This window comes from Nocardia sp. alder85J, assembly GCF_020176955.2.
GTDB lineage: Bacteria > Actinomycetota > Actinomycetes > Mycobacteriales > Mycobacteriaceae > Nocardia.
The window spans coordinates 126,171-142,165 of sequence record NZ_JAIUCZ020000017.1; the positions used below are offsets into that span (position 1 = coordinate 126,171).

Annotated in this window: 14 protein-coding genes and 1 riboswitch; of the genes, 4 read left to right on the forward strand and 10 right to left on the reverse strand. The window is 68.5% G+C overall.

Annotation, left to right across the window (positions count from 1 at the left end; genetic code table 11):
- Window positions 1-66: 66 nt before the first annotated feature.
- On the reverse strand, window positions 67-921 hold the full coding sequence (locus tag LBW94_RS41785) for an SDR family oxidoreductase (protein ID WP_225056719.1): 855 nt from the start codon (window positions 919-921) through the stop codon (window positions 67-69).
- 97 nt (window positions 922-1,018) lie between these two features.
- On the opposite strand from LBW94_RS41785, the gene LBW94_RS41790 reads away from it, so the two are divergent.
- Complete coding sequence (locus LBW94_RS41790) at window positions 1,019-1,417, forward strand: winged helix-turn-helix transcriptional regulator (protein ID WP_225056717.1); 399 nt, start codon at window positions 1,019-1,021, stop codon at window positions 1,415-1,417.
- A gap of 204 nt (window positions 1,418-1,621) precedes the next feature.
- Here the strand turns inward: LBW94_RS41790 and LBW94_RS41795 are convergent, their stop codons facing one another.
- Window positions 1,622-2,491 carry a hypothetical protein gene (locus LBW94_RS41795; RefSeq protein ID WP_225056715.1) on the reverse strand — a complete coding sequence of 290 codons (870 nt, stop codon included), beginning with the start codon at window positions 2,489-2,491 and terminating at the stop codon, window positions 1,622-1,624.
- Between the two features lie 179 nt (window positions 2,492-2,670).
- Between LBW94_RS41795 and sigI the strand changes: the two genes are divergently transcribed.
- Window positions 2,671-3,522 (forward strand): RNA polymerase sigma factor SigI, encoded by an 852-nt coding sequence (gene sigI / locus LBW94_RS41800; RefSeq protein ID WP_225056713.1) that lies wholly within the window; start codon window positions 2,671-2,673, stop codon window positions 3,520-3,522.
- 118 nt (window positions 3,523-3,640) lie between these two features.
- On the opposite strand, the gene lpdA is transcribed toward sigI, so the two are convergent.
- Entirely contained in the window at window positions 3,641-5,044 is a 1,404-nt protein-coding gene (gene lpdA, locus LBW94_RS41805; protein WP_225056711.1) for a dihydrolipoyl dehydrogenase, read from the reverse strand.
- A 122-nt stretch (window positions 5,045-5,166) separates the two neighbouring features.
- Here lpdA and LBW94_RS41810 point away from each other — a divergent pair, with 122 nt between their 5' ends.
- Complete coding sequence (locus LBW94_RS41810) at window positions 5,167-7,245, forward strand: prolyl oligopeptidase family serine peptidase (RefSeq protein WP_225056709.1); 2,079 nt, start codon at window positions 5,167-5,169, stop codon at window positions 7,243-7,245.
- 23 nt (window positions 7,246-7,268) lie between these two features.
- Here the strand turns inward: LBW94_RS41810 and LBW94_RS41815 are convergent, their stop codons facing one another.
- The 4 genes from LBW94_RS41815 to LBW94_RS41830 all read right to left on the reverse strand — a co-directional run bounded on the left by LBW94_RS41815 (window position 7,269) and on the right by LBW94_RS41830 (window position 11,712).
- Window positions 7,269-8,129: an alpha/beta fold hydrolase gene (locus tag LBW94_RS41815; RefSeq protein WP_225056707.1), complete on the reverse strand. Its 861-nt coding sequence runs from the start codon at window positions 8,127-8,129 to the stop codon at window positions 7,269-7,271.
- A gap of 50 nt (window positions 8,130-8,179) precedes the next feature.
- Window positions 8,180-9,826: an NAD-binding protein gene (locus LBW94_RS41820; RefSeq protein WP_225056705.1), complete on the reverse strand. Its 1,647-nt coding sequence runs from the start codon at window positions 9,824-9,826 to the stop codon at window positions 8,180-8,182.
- A 36-nt stretch (window positions 9,827-9,862) separates the two neighbouring features.
- Window positions 9,863-10,495: a TetR/AcrR family transcriptional regulator gene (locus tag LBW94_RS41825; RefSeq protein ID WP_225056703.1), complete on the reverse strand. Its 633-nt coding sequence runs from the start codon at window positions 10,493-10,495 to the stop codon at window positions 9,863-9,865.
- Between the two features lie 425 nt (window positions 10,496-10,920).
- Window positions 10,921-11,712 carry an HAD-IIA family hydrolase gene (locus LBW94_RS41830; protein WP_225056701.1) on the reverse strand — a complete coding sequence of 264 codons (792 nt, stop codon included), beginning with the start codon at window positions 11,710-11,712 and terminating at the stop codon, window positions 10,921-10,923.
- Between the two features lie 55 nt (window positions 11,713-11,767).
- Here LBW94_RS41830 and LBW94_RS41835 point away from each other — a divergent pair, with 55 nt between their 5' ends.
- Window positions 11,768-12,292 (forward strand): LOG family protein, encoded by a 525-nt coding sequence (locus tag LBW94_RS41835; protein ID WP_225056699.1) that lies wholly within the window; start codon window positions 11,768-11,770, stop codon window positions 12,290-12,292.
- Between the two features lie 15 nt (window positions 12,293-12,307).
- Here the strand turns inward: LBW94_RS41835 and LBW94_RS41840 are convergent, their stop codons facing one another.
- The 3 genes from LBW94_RS41840 to LBW94_RS41850 all read right to left on the reverse strand — a co-directional run bounded on the left by LBW94_RS41840 (window position 12,308) and on the right by LBW94_RS41850 (window position 15,993).
- Window positions 12,308-13,213, reverse strand: a complete 906-nt coding sequence (locus LBW94_RS41840; RefSeq protein ID WP_225056697.1) for a hypothetical protein — start codon at window positions 13,211-13,213, stop codon at window positions 12,308-12,310.
- Between the two features lie 200 nt (window positions 13,214-13,413).
- Entirely contained in the window at window positions 13,414-14,820 is a 1,407-nt protein-coding gene (locus LBW94_RS41845; RefSeq protein WP_416277061.1) for a glycine hydroxymethyltransferase, read from the reverse strand.
- A 17-nt stretch (window positions 14,821-14,837) separates the two neighbouring features.
- A riboswitch (ZMP/ZTP riboswitch) is annotated at window positions 14,838-14,922 on the reverse strand.
- 111 nt (window positions 14,923-15,033) lie between these two features.
- On the reverse strand, window positions 15,034-15,993 hold the full coding sequence (locus LBW94_RS41850) for an NAD(P)H-dependent flavin oxidoreductase (RefSeq protein WP_225056695.1): 960 nt from the start codon (window positions 15,991-15,993) through the stop codon (window positions 15,034-15,036).
- Window positions 15,994-15,995 lie beyond the last annotated feature (2 nt).

The window sequence follows — 15,995 nt, forward strand, 5'->3', positions numbered from 1 at the left end:
GCACTGCCACCACCGATCCGGCCGGACCTCGATGCCGAGAGCGTCCGGCCGGATCGGTCGGGCCCGCTATCCGGCGAGGGCCGCGCGGAAAACGTCCGCGACCGGCGTCGACGGCCGGCCGTTCAACGTGTGCAGATCACCGCTGGTGACGTCGAGCCAGCCGTTGCTCGCACCGGTCTCGGAATCGGCCAGGATCTGTGCGAAACCACCCGGGATGCCGGCCTTTTCGAGCGCCTCGGCATAGTCCGCGGCGGACACGTCCTGATACCGCACGGCGGTACCCGACACCGCCGAGATGACACCGGCCAACTCGGTGAGCGTGAGACGCTCGTCCCCACCGAGTTCGTAGACCGCCCCGGCATGACCGTCGGTGCTCAGCACCACCGCGGCGGCCTCGGCGTAGTCGGCGCGAGCGGCCCCGGCCACCCGCCCGTCCCCCGAGGCGCCGTACAGCACCCCGGCCTGCAACGCCGGCGCCAGCCCGCGCAGATAGTTCTCCCAGTACCAGCCGTTGCGCAGCAGCACATACGGCACACTCGACCCGGCGAGCACCTCCTCGGTGCCGCGATGCTCGGCGGCCAGCAGCATCGGGGTCTGCGTGGCCCGCGGAATACTCGTATAGGCCAGCAGCTCCACCCCCGCTCGCTCGGCGGCCCGAATCACGTTGGTGTGCTGCGGAATCCGCTTGCCCGGCTCACTACCGGAGACCAGCAGCAGCCGCCGCACCCCCACCAGCGCCGCATCCAGGGAGGCGACGTCGTCGTAGTCGGCCCGCCGGACCTCGACCCCACGCGCGGCCAGATCGGTTACCTTGGCCGGATCACGCACGATCGCGACGATCGGCCCGGCCTCCCGGCGCAGCAGCGCCTCGACAGCGAGACGGCCCAGCTGCCCACTGGCCCCGGTGACGGCGATGGTCATGTCTACCTCCAGGATCTACGTACGAAACACAATGCACTAACTATTTGTTAGTACCGCATATTCCTACAGAACCCAGCAAATAGGTAGCCTGAATCACATGGACATCCAGCAGACCACCGCGGCGGAGGACGCCGACCCGGGGCTGGAGGCCGACGTCTTCGCCCGCAACTGCACCTCCCGCCCCGTCCTCCAGAACGTCGCGAGCCGCTGGGGCACCCTCGCCCTGGTCGCCCTGCTGGAGGGCCCGTACCGCTTCAGCGCCCTGCGCCGCCGCGTCGACGGCGTCAGCGAGCGCATGCTCTCCCAAACCCTGCAAACCCTGGAACGCGACGGCCTGGTCCACCGCGAGGTCCAGCAGGCCATCCCCCCGCACGTCGAATACACCTTGACCCCCCTCGGCACCGAAGTGGCCCAGCGCCTCGGCGAACTGATCCACGTCCTGGAAGCCAACATGGACACCGTGCGCGCAGCCCAGGCCGCCTACCACCGCGACTGACCGAGCCACGCGGGCAACGGAGTACCTGATGGGAGGGCTGTGGAAACGGCGGCGCTGGTCGCATTGCTGCGGAGGAACGGCAGCGATCCGACAGAGGTCGAGGCGAAGGCTGCCGCGGGTGGCCTGAGTGGTGTCACCGCGTCGGTTCGGGACGACCGGCGTCCGATAAAGGCCGAAAACCACAGGCGCGCGTCAGTTGAGTCGTCACGGCTGCCGGGTCAGCTCCCCGGTGGTGAGCGAGAAGTGCGAACCGTCGGCCCGCACCCCCGCCATGATCGTCGTCTGCCGGTCGCCATCGGCGGCCACCGACCAGAAAGTACGGGTGACGCCGCCACACGATGGGGTTCCCGGAGCGAGTTCGGCGGTGTTGCCATGGGTGTCGAGGGTCCAGTCGCAGCCGTCGGCGGTGCGGGCGACGATCGTGTCACCCGGGCCCGGCCGGTATTCGACCGATCCGGTGACCGGAGTCGGCACCGGGACCGGTACGGCGCCGGTCACCAGCGCCAGGTTGATCAGTGTGGCCGGGTCGGCCGGGTCGAACTGCCAGGTGCCGGTGAAGGCGCGCACGGTGTCGGCGCGGCGGCCCGCGTCCGCACGCGTGCGGCGGCCGTCGGCCAGATCGAAGGAGAAGGTCGCGCCACCTTGATAACTGTTGGCGTGCAGAGTTTCTCGTTCGTGGTCGCCGTCGGTCTCGACGCGCCAGCGGTCGATGTTGTATTCGGAGCCGATGATGTGGTTGAAACAGATCTGGTCGGTGGCGGCCAATTCCATTGCCGCGCCGTCGATCCGGAAACGCCAGGTGCAGCCCTGGTCGGTGTGGCCGAGGATCTCGCCGTTGTCGCCATGACTGAAGACCACGGTCCCGATCTGCGGGAATGTGGGCGGGAATCCGGCGATGTCCATGGTGGCGATGTTCGTCATGGTGGTCCGGTCGGGCTGGTCGTAGTTCCAGACGCCGAGGAACGGTGCGGCGGGATCGGTATCGGCGGCCGCGGGGCCGGTCGTGAGGGCCGTCAGCGCCGCGACGAGGAGTGCGGGCAGGGACATCCATCGGATGCGCGTGGAGTTGGTCATGTACTCAGGACGAGAACGACCACCACGAAAGTTACCGTCGCCGGTACAGGATGCCCGCCTGCGGTGGCGCTCGAATCCCCCGGCCAGCCCAGGCATCCGGTTTTCCGTGCTTGCCGACGACGATGTCCCCGCCCGGCACGCGCGGTAACTTTCCGGCCCGCCGTCTCGTCCGGAACCATATGGAGATGTCTCGGGAATTCACCGACACCTGGCGAGCCCACCGGATGCACCTGGTGGATCTGGCCTTCCGCATCCTCGGCGATATCGGGGCGGCCGAGGATGCGGTGCAGGAGGCGTTCACCCGGCTGTCGCCGGCGCGCGATGTCGAGGACGAGCGCGCCTGGCTGACCGTGGTGACCGGCCGGCTGTGCCTGGATCAGCTGCGCAGCGCCTGGCATCGGCACGAGAAACCTTCGGCCCCGGCCGATCTCGTCGACGCCGATCCGCTGCTGCCCATGCCTGTGCCGGATCCGGCGGACCGGGTCACCCTCGACGACGAGGTACAACTCGCTCTGCTGGTGCTGTTGCAGCGGCTGAGCCCACCCGAGCGGGTGGCCTTCATCCTGCACGACGTGTTCGGGCAGCCGTTCGAGCTCATCGCCGACACCCTCGGTCGTCCCGCCGGTACCTGCCGGCAGCTGGCCAGGCGGGCCCGCGGCAAGATCTCGGATGCCGATCGATTGCCGAAAGCCGTTGCCGCGGAACAACACCGGGCCGTCACCGAACGATTCATCGCCGCCTGCACGGGCGGCGACCTGGACGCGCTGGTCGCCGTCCTGCACCCCGACGCCTGGGGTCGTGCCTCCTTCGCGGCCGCCCTGGGCCTGGAACCCGTGCTCAGCCACGGCCCGCACGAGGTCGCCACCAACCTGCTGCCGTTCTACGGCCCGGACGTCACCATGGTGACCCACCCGCACGACGACCGCCCGGCGGTACTGGCCTACCGCGACCGCCGGCTGTTCGCGGTGCTGGTCCTCACCATCGCCGACGACCGGATCCTGCGTATCGAGGCGACCGTGGACCCGGCCTGACCGCCCGATCCGGCCATGGTGGCACCATCATGCCCGGGAATTCCGTTGCCGCACAACGGGTACCGACGGAGACGACGATGCCCCCGGGATCGTCCCGGGGGCATCGTCGTACGAACACTCAGAAGTTGATCATGTGCCCGGCCAGACCGTGGATGGCCTCCTGCAACGCCTCGCTCAGCGTCGGGTGGGTGTGCACATTGCGGGCCAGCTCGTTGACCGTCAGGTCCCACTTCTGGGCCAGGGTCAGCTCGGGCAGCAGTTCCGAGACATCGGGACCGATCAGGTGGCCGCCGAGCAGCTCGCCGTACTTCTTGTCCGCGATCAGCTTCACGAAACCGGTGGGGTCGCCGAGGCCGTGGGCCTTGCCGTTGGCGGTGAACGGGAAGGTGGCGACCTTGACGTCGTAGCCCTCGTTGCGGGCCTGCTCCTCGGTGAGACCGAAGCTCGCGACCTGCGGCTGGCAGAAGGTGGCGCGCGGCATCATCCGGTAGTCACCCAGCGCCAGGGTCTCGGCGCCCGCGATACTCTCGGCGGCCACCACGCCCTGCGCCTCGGCGACGTGCGCCAGCTGCAACTTCGCGGTGACATCGCCGATGGCGAAGATGTGCGGCACATTGGTGCGCATGTAGTCGTCGATCGCGATGGCGCCACGCTCGGTGAGCTGCACGCCGGTGTTCTCCAGGCCGTAGCCCTCCACCCGCGGCGCGAAGCCGACGGCCTGCAACACCTTGTCGACGGTGACCGTCTCGACGTTGCCGGACTTGTTGTCCTTGATGCTGACGGTGACCTTGGTGCCGTTGTCCTCGATGGACTGCACCGCGGCGCCGGTGGAGATCGTGATTCCCAGCTTCTTGTACGCCTTGGTGATCTCCTTGGAGACGTCGGCGTCCTCGTTCGGCAGCGCGCGGTCGAGGAATTCCACGATCCGCACGTCCACGCCATAGTTCTTGAGGACGTAGGCGAACTCCATGCCGATCGCGCCCGCGCCCACGATGAGGATCGAGCCCGGCAGTTCCCGGGTGAGGATCTGCTCCTCGTAGGTGACCACGTTCTGCGACAGCGAGGTGCCCGGCAGCAGCTTGGTGATCGTGCCGGTGGAGATGATCACATTGTCGAAGGTGACCGTTTCGGTGCCGCCGTTGCTCAGGGCGACCGAGAGGGTGTGCGGATCGACGAAGGTGCCCTTCCCGTCGAGCTCGTCGATCTTGTTCTTCTTCATCAGGAAGTGGACGCCCTTGACGCGGCCGTCGGCGACCTTGCGGCTGCGGTCGAACGCGGCGCCGAAATCGAAGCTCGCCTCCCCGGAGATGCCGAACGTCTTCGCTTCCTTGGTGAAGATGTGTGCCAGTTCCGCGTTGCGGAGCAGGGCCTTGGACGGAATGCACCCGACGTTCAGGCACACGCCGCCCCAGTATTTCTGCTCGACGATCGCTGTTCGCAGGCCGAGCTGAGCTGCGCGGATCGCGGCGACGTAACCGCCGGGACCAGCGCCGAGAACGACGACATCGTAGTGGGAAGTCACGGCAAAGAGCCTAGCCCCGGCACGGATCGGACATACAGCCAACCTCCCTTACACACCCCGTCCCGGAAACCGGGTCGGTGGACACGTCACCACTGTCGCCCCCGTCGGCCACAATGGCAGGCATGACCGGCGTCGACGCGCAACAGACCGATCCGTATCTCTGGCTCGAGGAGGTGACCGGGGACCGTGCCCTGGACTGGGCCCGCGCCCACAACGAGGTGGTGGACGAGCGTTTCGCCACCTCGGACCGGTTCTCCGGCCTGGAGCACCGCATCCTCGACATGCTCGACACCGATACCCGCATCGCCTATCCGACCCGCCGCGGCAGTTGGCTGTACAACTTCTGGCGTGACGCCGAACACCCCAAGGGGCTGTGGCGGCGCACCACCTTCGAGGAGTACGCCACCACCGACCCGGCGTGGGAGGTGCTCATCGATCTCGACACCCTGGCCGCCGCCGAGGACGAGAACTGGGTGTGGGGCGGCGCGGCGGTGCTGCGCCCGGAACAGTCGCTGGCCCTGATCAGCCTGTCCCGCGGCGGCGCCGACGCCAAGGTGGTGCGCGAATTCGACATGGCCACCAAGCAGTTCCGGGAGCCGGCGAGCCCGGAGCACCCGGACGCCGACGGCTTCCTGCTGCCGGAGGCGAAATCCCAGCTGCACTGGATCGACGCCGACAACGTCTATGTCGGAACCGATTTCGGCCCCGGCTCACTCACCGACTCCGGCTATCCCCGGATCGTCAAACGCTGGCGCCGCGGCACCCCGCTGGAGCAGGCCGAGACGGTGTTCGAGGGCGAGTCCGGCGATGTGATGGTCTCCGCCGGCTACGACCGCACCCCCGGCTACGAACGGCACTACGTCGCCCGCGCCACCGACTTCTTCAACGAAGAGGTCCACCTGCTCGAGGACGACGGCACCCTCCGGTTCATCGACGTGCCCAGCGACGCTTCGGAATCCTGGTACAAGGACTGGATGCTGGTGCGGCTCAAGACCGAGTGGACACCGGAGCCGGACGGCGCCACCTACCCCGCGGGCGCGCTGCTGGCCATCGACCTCGAGCGATTCCTCACCGGCGCACGCGATTTCGACGTGGTGTTCACCCCCGACGCGCACACCTCGCTGCACGGCTACGGCTGGACCGAGCACTACCTGGTGCTCATCACCCTCGAGGACGTGCAGACCAAGCTGTACGTCGTCACCCCGGGCGACTGGGAGCGCAAGCCGCTCGCCGACGCCCCGCCGATGGCCACCACCAGCGTCATGAACCTCGACCCGCTCGAGGGCGGCGACGAATTCATGCTGGTCTCCAGCGGATTCACCACCCCGGGCACGCTCCTGGCCAGCTCGGTCGGCGGCGCCACCACCCCGCTGAAGCAGGAGCCGGGCTTCTTCGACGCCGGGGGCATCGTCACCGAGCAGTTCTTCGCCACCTCCGACGACGGCACCCAGGTGCCGTACTTCGTGATCCGGCACCGCGACCGGATCGGCACCCCCGGCCCGACCGTGATGTCCGGCTACGGCGGCTTCGAGGTCTCCCGCACCCCCGCCTACAGCGGCGCGTCGGGCATGGGCTGGCTGGAACGCGGCGGCACCTGGGTCATGACGAACATCCGCGGCGGCGGCGAATACGGCCCGCAGTGGCACACCCAGGCGCAGAAGGCCGAGCGCCATCGCGTCTACGAGGATTTCTCCGCGATCGCGAAGGATCTGGTCGGCCGCGACATCACCACGGCTTCGCAGCTGGGCGCGGTGGGCGGCAGCAACGGCGGCCTGCTGATGGGCGTCATGCTCACCCGCTATCCGGAATTGTTCGGCGCCATCGTGTGCCAGGTGCCGCTGCTGGACATGAAGCGCTACCACCTGCTGCTGGCCGGCGCCTCGTGGATCGCCGAATACGGCGACCCGGACAAGCCGGAGGAGTGGGAATACATCAGCAAGTACTCCCCCTACCAGAACACCGATCCGGACCGGGCCTACCCGCCGATCCTGTTCACCACCTCCACCCGCGACGACCGCGTCCACCCCGGCCACGCCCGGAAGATGGCCGCGCTGCTGGAGGAACAGGGCCACACCATCTGGTACCACGAGAACATCGAAGGCGGCCACGGCGGCGCGGCCGACAACAAGCAGATGGCGTTCCAGGCGGCCCTGATCTACGAATTCTTCACCCAGATGCTGCTGGACGATCCGGCCCGCTGAGGCGGCGCGACCTGTGGGACCGCCTACAGGTCGCGCACCCAGGTCTCGATCCGGTCGGCGGTCGACCCGGGAGCGGTGATCCAGCCGTTGTGCCCCAGGCGTTCCGGGTTGTGCCACCGCACCACCCGCGCCCGGGGCAGCTTCGCCAGCAGCTGGTCGGCGGAGCCACGCGGGGTGAGCTCGTCACCGCGCAGCGTGATCGACAGCACCGGCAGGGTCAGCCGCCCGATCCGCTCCTCGTAGTCGATATCCGCGTCGACGGGGACGAATCGCCCGGTGCGCGCCAACCGGGCCCAGTCCGAGATCAGCACCTTCGACTGCCGCCCGAACCCACCGGCGGTGATCCGATCGCCCGGCCAGTAACCGAAGAGGGTGGCCGCCAGCGACACCACCGCCGGGCCGACCGCCATTCCCGGACCCGCGAGCCCGCGGTAGCCACGATGATGCGGGGTGCCCGAGGCGACCAGGATCAGCCCGCCGAGCCGCCCGCGGATCCGGGCCGCGTACATCACCCCGAGCTGACCACCGAGACTGTGCCCCAGCAGAATCGGCGTACTCGCCGGGAACCGGTCCCGGATCGCCTGGAACACGGCGGGAAAGTCCACCGCGACCAGTTCCTGATACCCGTAGGCGCTGGACGGCCCCGCCGCGGGCGTGCTGTCCCCGTTACCGCGCAATTCCCCGATGGCGACGTCGAATCCGCGACCGGCCAGCTCCCGCGCGAAATCGCTGTAGTACACCCCCGGTACCCCGAGCCCGGGAACGATCACGATCACCGCCCGCGGCGTGTCCACGGTGATCGGATGCCGATGCGGCCCCCGCGCGGGCAGCATCCGCACCGGAACGGTGCTCCCGTCCGGCAACTGGATCGGGACAGTTTCCATGCGCGGTCACGCTACCGGCCCCGGCCGGGGAACCATCGCACGCGACACGATCACTCGGTGTGCGCCGCCGAGGGTGCCGCGCAGCGGGCCGACAGTTCGTCCAGGCCCGCGCGGGTGGCGATCGCGACGAGGCGGTTACCGGGGGCGAGGACGGTGTCCGGGCCGGGCTGCCAGGCCGGTTCCGCACCGATCGCGCGTTGCACGGCCAGCAGCCGGGTGCGGCCGGGAAGGTCGGCGGCGGTGACCGATTCACCCGCCAGCGTCGATCCGGGCTGCACCGGCAGTTCGGCGACCAGCAGCGTGGTCTGGTTGACCGACAGCGTGGCGATCACGCGGCTCTCCACCAGCGCCGCCACGAATCCGGGAGCGGCCAGCTGGAACACGCTGCGGACCACCGCCTTCCGCAGGCTGCGCTGCACCCGCTCGGCGAGGTCGTCGTCGGACAACCGCAGCACCACCCGCAGGTCCTCGCGATAGGACTGGCCCAGCATGGCGGCCTCCAGATTCACCGCATCGCTGCTGGTGGCCAGCACCAGAGCGCGGGCCCGCGCCACCCCGGCCGCGTGCAGGGTGTCCTCCCAGGTCGCCTGGCCGATCAGCACGGGCACACCCAGCGAACGGGCCAGCGTGATGCCGCGCGCGTTCTCGTCGTGGTCCAGGCCGACCACCCGCACCCCCAGATCGCTGAGCTGCTCGACCACGCGCATCCCGACATTGCCCAAACCGGCCACCACCACGTGGTTCTCGTAGCGGGCCGGATCGGGCCGGGCGGAGGCGGTCAGCTGGGCACGCAGCACCCCACCCACGACCAGCGCCGTCACCACCGGGGTCATCGCCAGCCCGGTGAAGATGATCGACAGTTGCAGCACCTTGAACAGCGGCTTCTTCTCCGGCTCCGAACCCGCGGCGCCCGCCGCGTCCAGCAGCGTCTCGTATGCGGCCGCGCCCCAATCGGTTCCGGTGGCCGCCAGCAGACAGCATCCCAGCACGATCAGGGCCAGCAGCACCAGCAGCACCCGAATCAGGCTGTTGCGCATCAGATAACGGAAGGTTCCGAGCCAGCGGTGGCGCCGGCCCGGCGAATACGGCTCCCGGGTCGCGAGTACCAGTGTCCGGTCCGCCGATTCACCCGGCGCGACCAGTTCGACACCCGCGGGGCCCTCCCGCACCCCGCAAATCACCGGATGCGCCGACTCCGTACCGGATTCGGTGACATAGAGCGTGCGCTCACCGAGCCGCAGATATGTCAGCGCCCGTTCCCCGAGCGCCGCGGCGATGAACGACGGTGCGGCCATTTCCGAGATGGACAGCACCACACAATCGGCGAACAACGTTCGGATTCGAAATCCCAGACCCGTGTTGAACATTCGAATCACCAGCCGAATCCGCGGATTCATCTCGTGCGCCCGCAGCGCGGCGTGGAAATTCTCGACGTCGCCGTTGTCCAGCAACGCCAGAGCATACGCATCGGCAATCCCCGCGGCCCGCAACGTGGCCTCGTCCGGCCGAACCGCGAAGAGGACACGAACCCGGTCCAGTACCCGCAACGGCGCCACCCAGTCGTGGTCCGGGCCGGGCAGCACGGCGGTGACCGTGGCATCGCGGAACCGGTCCAGCAACAGCACTGCCAGCTGATGGACCAGCGGATTGTCCCCGCACAGAACGAAACTCGGTGCCGTCGTTCCCGCCGATTCCACGCCGTGATGCTATCGAATCACGAGGCCGGGTCGCGCTCAGGCACTCACCGCGCCGATTATCACCCGGCGCAGCACCGTGATCATGTCCGTCAGCGCCGGCCGCGGATCCGACCCGCTCCAGGCGTCGACAACGTAGTTCACCGCCCCGATGATGGCCAGCGAGCGCATCTCGTAGTCGCCGGAAGGGATCTCACCGTGCAGCGCCGCATCCTCGGCGGCACTGGCCAGCAAAGACCCCCAGGCGCGGCGCAATTCGATCCGGAACTTCTCCACCTTGGGCCCCGCGCCCACCACCTCCACCAGCGCCACCCGGGCCTTGCGCGGATCCCGGCCGATCGACTCGATATAGGCGCGCACGGCCGCATCGATGGTCTCGACCGCGGAGTCGTCCGCGTGGGCGGCCAGCGCCGCCGCCACCGATTCCCTTGACTCCCTGTCGATCTGCTCGTAGAGCTCGAGCAGTAACGATTCCCGGCCGGTGAACTCCTCGTAGAACTGCCGCGAGGAGAGTCCGGCGTCTTTGCAGATGGCTCCGACCGAGCTGTTGGCATAGCCGTCGCGCGCGAACACCGTGAGACCGGACTCCAGAAAACGCGCACGTCGCTGCCGCTGCCGGTCTTCTACGGGCTGCCCGGCGTACATCCTGCCCGCGTTCGTTTCCTGTGACATTGCGCCAGACAATACCGAAAGCCCCGATCCGGTTGTCAGGGATCGGGGTCTTCCTTTCCAGCTTCGTGGCACTTCACATTAGCCGAAAGTTGGCTGCATGCCTTAACCTAACGCGGACGAGCCCGTACCCAGTGCGGTCACCAAGTTGGCAGCAAGGGTGAGCAGGCTGATGATTGCATCCATTACGTACTTCTCTCTCGCTATCGCCCGAACATCGGCGATCACCAACTATTAGCCACGCACACCCTACTTGTACCGCCGCAACAGGGGAAGACGTTTTTTAATAATTCTCATAGTTTTTAATCGCACGACATTGCGCGCGCGATCGGCGACACTGCGACGGATCGGCCGGCATCCGAGACTTCATCACCGGACCGGAACTTTGATTGAGAGGAATTTCATAGACTAATTTCCGCGATTCGTCTTTACGCGAACCCGCCCGCCATGCCCGCCAGCACCTCCGGTAGATCGGACACCGAGTCCACGACATGATCCGGCGGCCGCGGCGTGCCCGCCAGCACCGCCGACCGGAACTTACCGGTGCGCACCAGCACACCGATCATCCCGATCCGTTGTGCCGCAAGGATATCCGAGTACAGATCGTCACCGACCATCACGATGTTCGCGGGCAGGCTGCCGATCAACTCCGCACAGGTACGGAAGCCGGTGCCGGAGGGCTTGCCCACCACCGTGATTCGCGCCCGGCCCGCGGTCTCCAGGCCGGGCAGATAGACGCCGGTGTCGATGCGCAGCCCGTCGTCGGTCGCCCAGGTCGTGCCGCCCTGCATGGCCACCACCGGAATCCCGGCCAGCATCAACTCCACCACCCGGCTCAGTGCGCGATGCGTGAATTCGGCGCCGGCGCCGCCGAGTACCACCACCTCCGGATGCTCGTCGTCGCGCGGGACACCGATCAGATCGGCGTCGACATCCCCGTGGTTGAGCACCCAGACCCGCGCCCCGGGGTGCTGCCGCCGCAGATAGGCGGCGGTCAGCCGCGCCGCGGTGACGATCTCGTCGGTATCGACCTCGATACCGGCGGCATTGAGCCGTGCCGCGATCTGCGCGCAGGTGACCGAGGTGGTGTTGGTGAGAAATGCCCGCCGCAGCCCGGCGGCACGAATGCGGCGCACGGCCGCCGCGGCACCGGGGATCTCCCGCCAGGAGGTCACCAGCACTCCATCGATGTCGTACAGCACGCCCTCGACACCCGGCATTCTCCGAGATTACCCGCAGATCCGGCACCGGGGTCGCAACGCCGCCACCGCTAGCATGACCGCCGTGCCCACCGCAACGCCCGACCTCGCACCGTCCCGGCCCCAGATCGCGGTCTGCGGCCCCCGCGACTGCACGGCGGCGGAGTCCGACCGGGCCCGGGAGGTCGGCCGGCTGCTGGCCGAGGCGGGGGCGGTGGTGTTCTGCGGCGGTGGCGCCGGCGTGATGGCGGCGGTCGCCGAAGGGGCTTCCGGCGCAGGCGGATTCGTGGTCGGCATCCGGCCGGACGCGGACCGCGGCGCGGTGTGCCCGGGCCTGTCCGCCGTCGTGTACACGAATCTGGGTGAGGCCCGCAACGCCGTCCTGGTGGCCTCGGCCGACGCGGTGATCGTGATCGGCGGCTCCTGGGGCACCCTCTCGGAACTCGCGCTGGCCCGGCACCGCGAGCTGCCGGTGGTGTCGCTGGGCGGCTGGTCGATCCTCGACGCCACCGGCACACCGGTCGAGGCCGCGCTCGTCGCGCCGACCCCGCGCGCGGCCGTCGACCTCGCCCTCGGCCGACCCGGTGGCCGCGCCACCTGATCGCGAGCGCAGCCGTCACACCAGGCTGGAGCCGACCTGCCTCATCGTGTCCTCGACATAGCCGGTGAGCGAGTCGCTCCACGGCCGGGGACCCAGCAGTGAACGAACCGCGACCATGGCGCGGGTGACCCCGGCGAGGTACCCGGGCGGATAGATGTTCCGGTTGGTCTTCACGAACATCGACTCGAAGGGATGAATGGTACGGCCGAAATAGGCATCCGGCATACACGGATCGCCCTCGGCCGACGTCGGATTGACGTCGGCATGGTGCCGCCGGTAGTCGACCGTGTTGTATTCCGGGAGCAGGCAACGGATATTCCAGCCGTCCCGGATCAGGCGCTGGGACAACAGGATCTCGTAGTCCACGATCAGAGTCGCCCTGTCGACGGGAACCCCGCCGGCGTCGAAGAATCCGGCCGCCAGCAGTTCGATCAAACGCGCCCGGGGCAACGCGAAAACCATCGACTGCACATGGGAACAACGCGGCGGTCCGCCGTGCCGTTCGACGAACGTCCGGGCGAACCACGAGGTCGGCGGCAGGATGTTGATCGTCGCGCCCGCCAGCGCCACGTCGTCGCGGATCAGCCCCAGCAGTGCCTCGTACCAGGGCCTGCCGTCGGCTGCGCGCAGATACGGACCGCGCACCGAGGAGTTCACGAAGACGAAGTGGTCGTACCGGCCGACCGGGACGACCCGCTTCAGTGCGAACGAATACCCGCCGTAGTCGCGATTGACATTCGGCGCGAAGACATAGTGAATGTTCGGCGCCTGCGGAAGTTCCGGCGTCACGGACCCGGCGATGACGATGAAATATTCGACCTCCGGCACGATTCCGAACACCAGAAAATGAAGCAGGTTCTCCCGATACGTCGAATCGGCCTCATAGTAGTGATAGACGACGCACACCCGACCACTGGCCATCGTTCCTCCGCTGCATCCAGGCACGGCAACGACATCGAGTCAACACGGCCGCCCCGGCCGTTCCCGGCACTGGGAACAGCCGAGGCGGCGGCGTTTCAGCAGTCGCACAACATGATCCAGGCCCCGCCGACTTCCGCCACCCGCCGGCCGGGGCCCGAGACGTACGGCGACGCCGGTTCGAAATCACCCGGCGCGGAGGACTATTGCAGCTCCAGACCCGGGTACAGCGGGTGACGGGCGAGCAGATCGGCCGAACGGGCCCGGACGCTCTCGGCGACGCCGTCGGCCAGCGTGTAGCGAGCCTTACCGGTGGGGGTGGTGGCCCGCAGCACGATATCGAGGAGGCCGGCGATCTCGTCCATACCGGCCGCGTCGACACCGCGAGTGGTCAGCGCCGGGGTGCCGATCCGAATGCCCGAGGTGTACCAGGCGCCGTTCGGATCGCGCGGAATCGCGTTGCGGTTCGTCACGATTCCCGCCTCCAGCAAGGCGGATTCGGCCTGGCGGCCGGTGAGCCCGTACCCGGAGACGTCGATCAGCACCAGATGGTTGTCGGTGCCGCCGGTGACCAGACGGGCGCCGCGCCGCAGCAATCCCTCGGCCAGCGCACGGGCGTTGTCGACCACCCGCTGTGCGTAGTCCTGGAACTGCGGGGCCCGAGCCTCCGCCAGCGCGACCGCCTTGGCCGCCATCACATGCGGCAGTGGACCGCCGAGCACCATCGGGCAGCCACGGTCCACCTGATCGGCCAGCGTGGAATCGCACAGCACCAGACCACCGCGCGGCCCGCGCAGCGATTTGTGCGTCGTACTGGTGACGATGTGCGCGTGCGGCACCGGATCCTCGTTGCCGGTGAACACCTTTCCGGCGACCAGACCCGCGAAATGGGCCATGTCGACCATCAGCGTGGCGCCCACCTCGTCGGCGATCTCGCGCATCGCCGCGAAATCGACGCGTCGCGGATACGCGGAATAGCCTGCCACCAGGATCATCGGCCGGAATTCCTTCGCGGTCGCCCGCACCGCCGCGTAGTCGAGCAGCCCGGTGTCCGGATCGGTTCCGTAACTGCGCTGATCGAACATCTTCCCGGAGATGTTGGGCCGGAAACCGTGGGTGAGGTGCCCACCGGCGTCCAGGGACATGCCGAGCATGCGCTGATTACCCAGCTCGCGCCGCAGCGCCGCCCAGTCGGCCTCGGTGAGATCGTTGACCTGCCGCACCCCGGCACGCTCCAGCGCCGGCACCTCCACCCGCTGCGCCAGCACCGCCCAGAAGGCCACCAGATTCGCGTCGATACCCGAATGCGGCTGCGCATAGGCATGTTCCGCGCCGAACAGCTCCCGCGCGTGCTCGGCCGCGATGGACTCGACGGTGTCGACATTGCGGCAGCCCGCATAGAACCGCCGCCCGACGGTGCCCTCGGCGTACTTGTCGGACAACCAGTTCCCCATGGCCAGCAGCACCGCCGGGGATGCGTAGTTCTCGCTGGCGATCAGTTTCAGCGATTCGCGCTGATCGGTGAGTTCTTGCGCGATCGCCTCGGCGATACGCGGTTCGACCGCGCGCACGATATCCAGACCGGAGCGGAATGCCGTGGATTCGGACATATTCGAGCCTCCCAATCGGTGAAGGCCCAGGCGCGCGGCAAGCATTCGGGACCGCTTCCCGATGGTCGATTCCATCCACAGGCGCCAGTCACGGTCCACTGGCAGCCTACCTCTCGCTTGCGCCGACAGCGGCGCGGGCGACGCCGGCAGCGGTGCGCGTCACAGCTGTCGAGCCCAAGCAGGGACCGCCCGCCGTTGCCGACGGTGGCGGTCTCAGTGGCCGATCCGAGCCAGTGCCCGCTCGGCCTCGGCGACGAGGGTGGCCACGATCTCCGCTGCCGGTTCGATGCTGGTGACCAGGCCGACCGCCTGCCCGGCCCAGACCGGGACAGCCGAGAGGTCACCGCGGGCCGCGGCCTCCTCGTACTCACGCAATGCGGCCGGGGTGCTGCGCAATTCGTCGTCACGGTGCCGCCAGCGGTCGAGGAAGGCATTGCGGAGGGTGCGGGCCGGATAGTTCGCGGGCCACGGGGCGTTGCGGGCGATGTCGAGCGTGCGGTTCACCTCGGTCTGTTCGCCGTCGGCGGCTACCAGCGCCTTACCGATCTCGTCCGAGATCAGCGTCTCGGGGCTGGCCTGGAAGCGGGTACCGATCAGCGCGCCGGCCGCGCCGAGCGCCAGCGCGGCCGCCAGGCCGCGGCCGTCTCCGATCCCTCCTGCCGCGAGCACCGGAACCGATCCGGCGATGTCGACGACCGTGGGCACGAAAGACATGGTGCCGATGGCGTTCTCGCCGCTGTGCCCGCCGGCGTCACCGCCCTGGGCCACGATCACGTCGGCACCGAGGTCGACGGCTCGCCGGGCCTCCTCTCCGTCTGTCACCTGCAATATCAGCAGTGTGCCCGCATCCTGGACCAGGCGGGCGTACGGGGTCGGATCGCCGAACGACAGCATCAGCGCGGCAGGCTCGTAGGACAGCGCGTCGGCAATGGCGTCCTCGGTGACGGCCCAGGTGAGATAGCCGATGCCCCAGGATTTCTCGGTGGCGGCCCGCGCGATCCCGGCCTCGCGGCGAAGCCATTCGCGGTCACCGCGACCGGCGCCGATCATGCCCAGGCCGCCGCCTTCGGACACTGCCGCGGCCAGCGCCCCGCCGGCCTCGCCGCCCATCGGGGCCGACACGATGGGATATCGAACGCCGAGCTTCTCGGTGAATGCAGTCCGCAACGTCATCC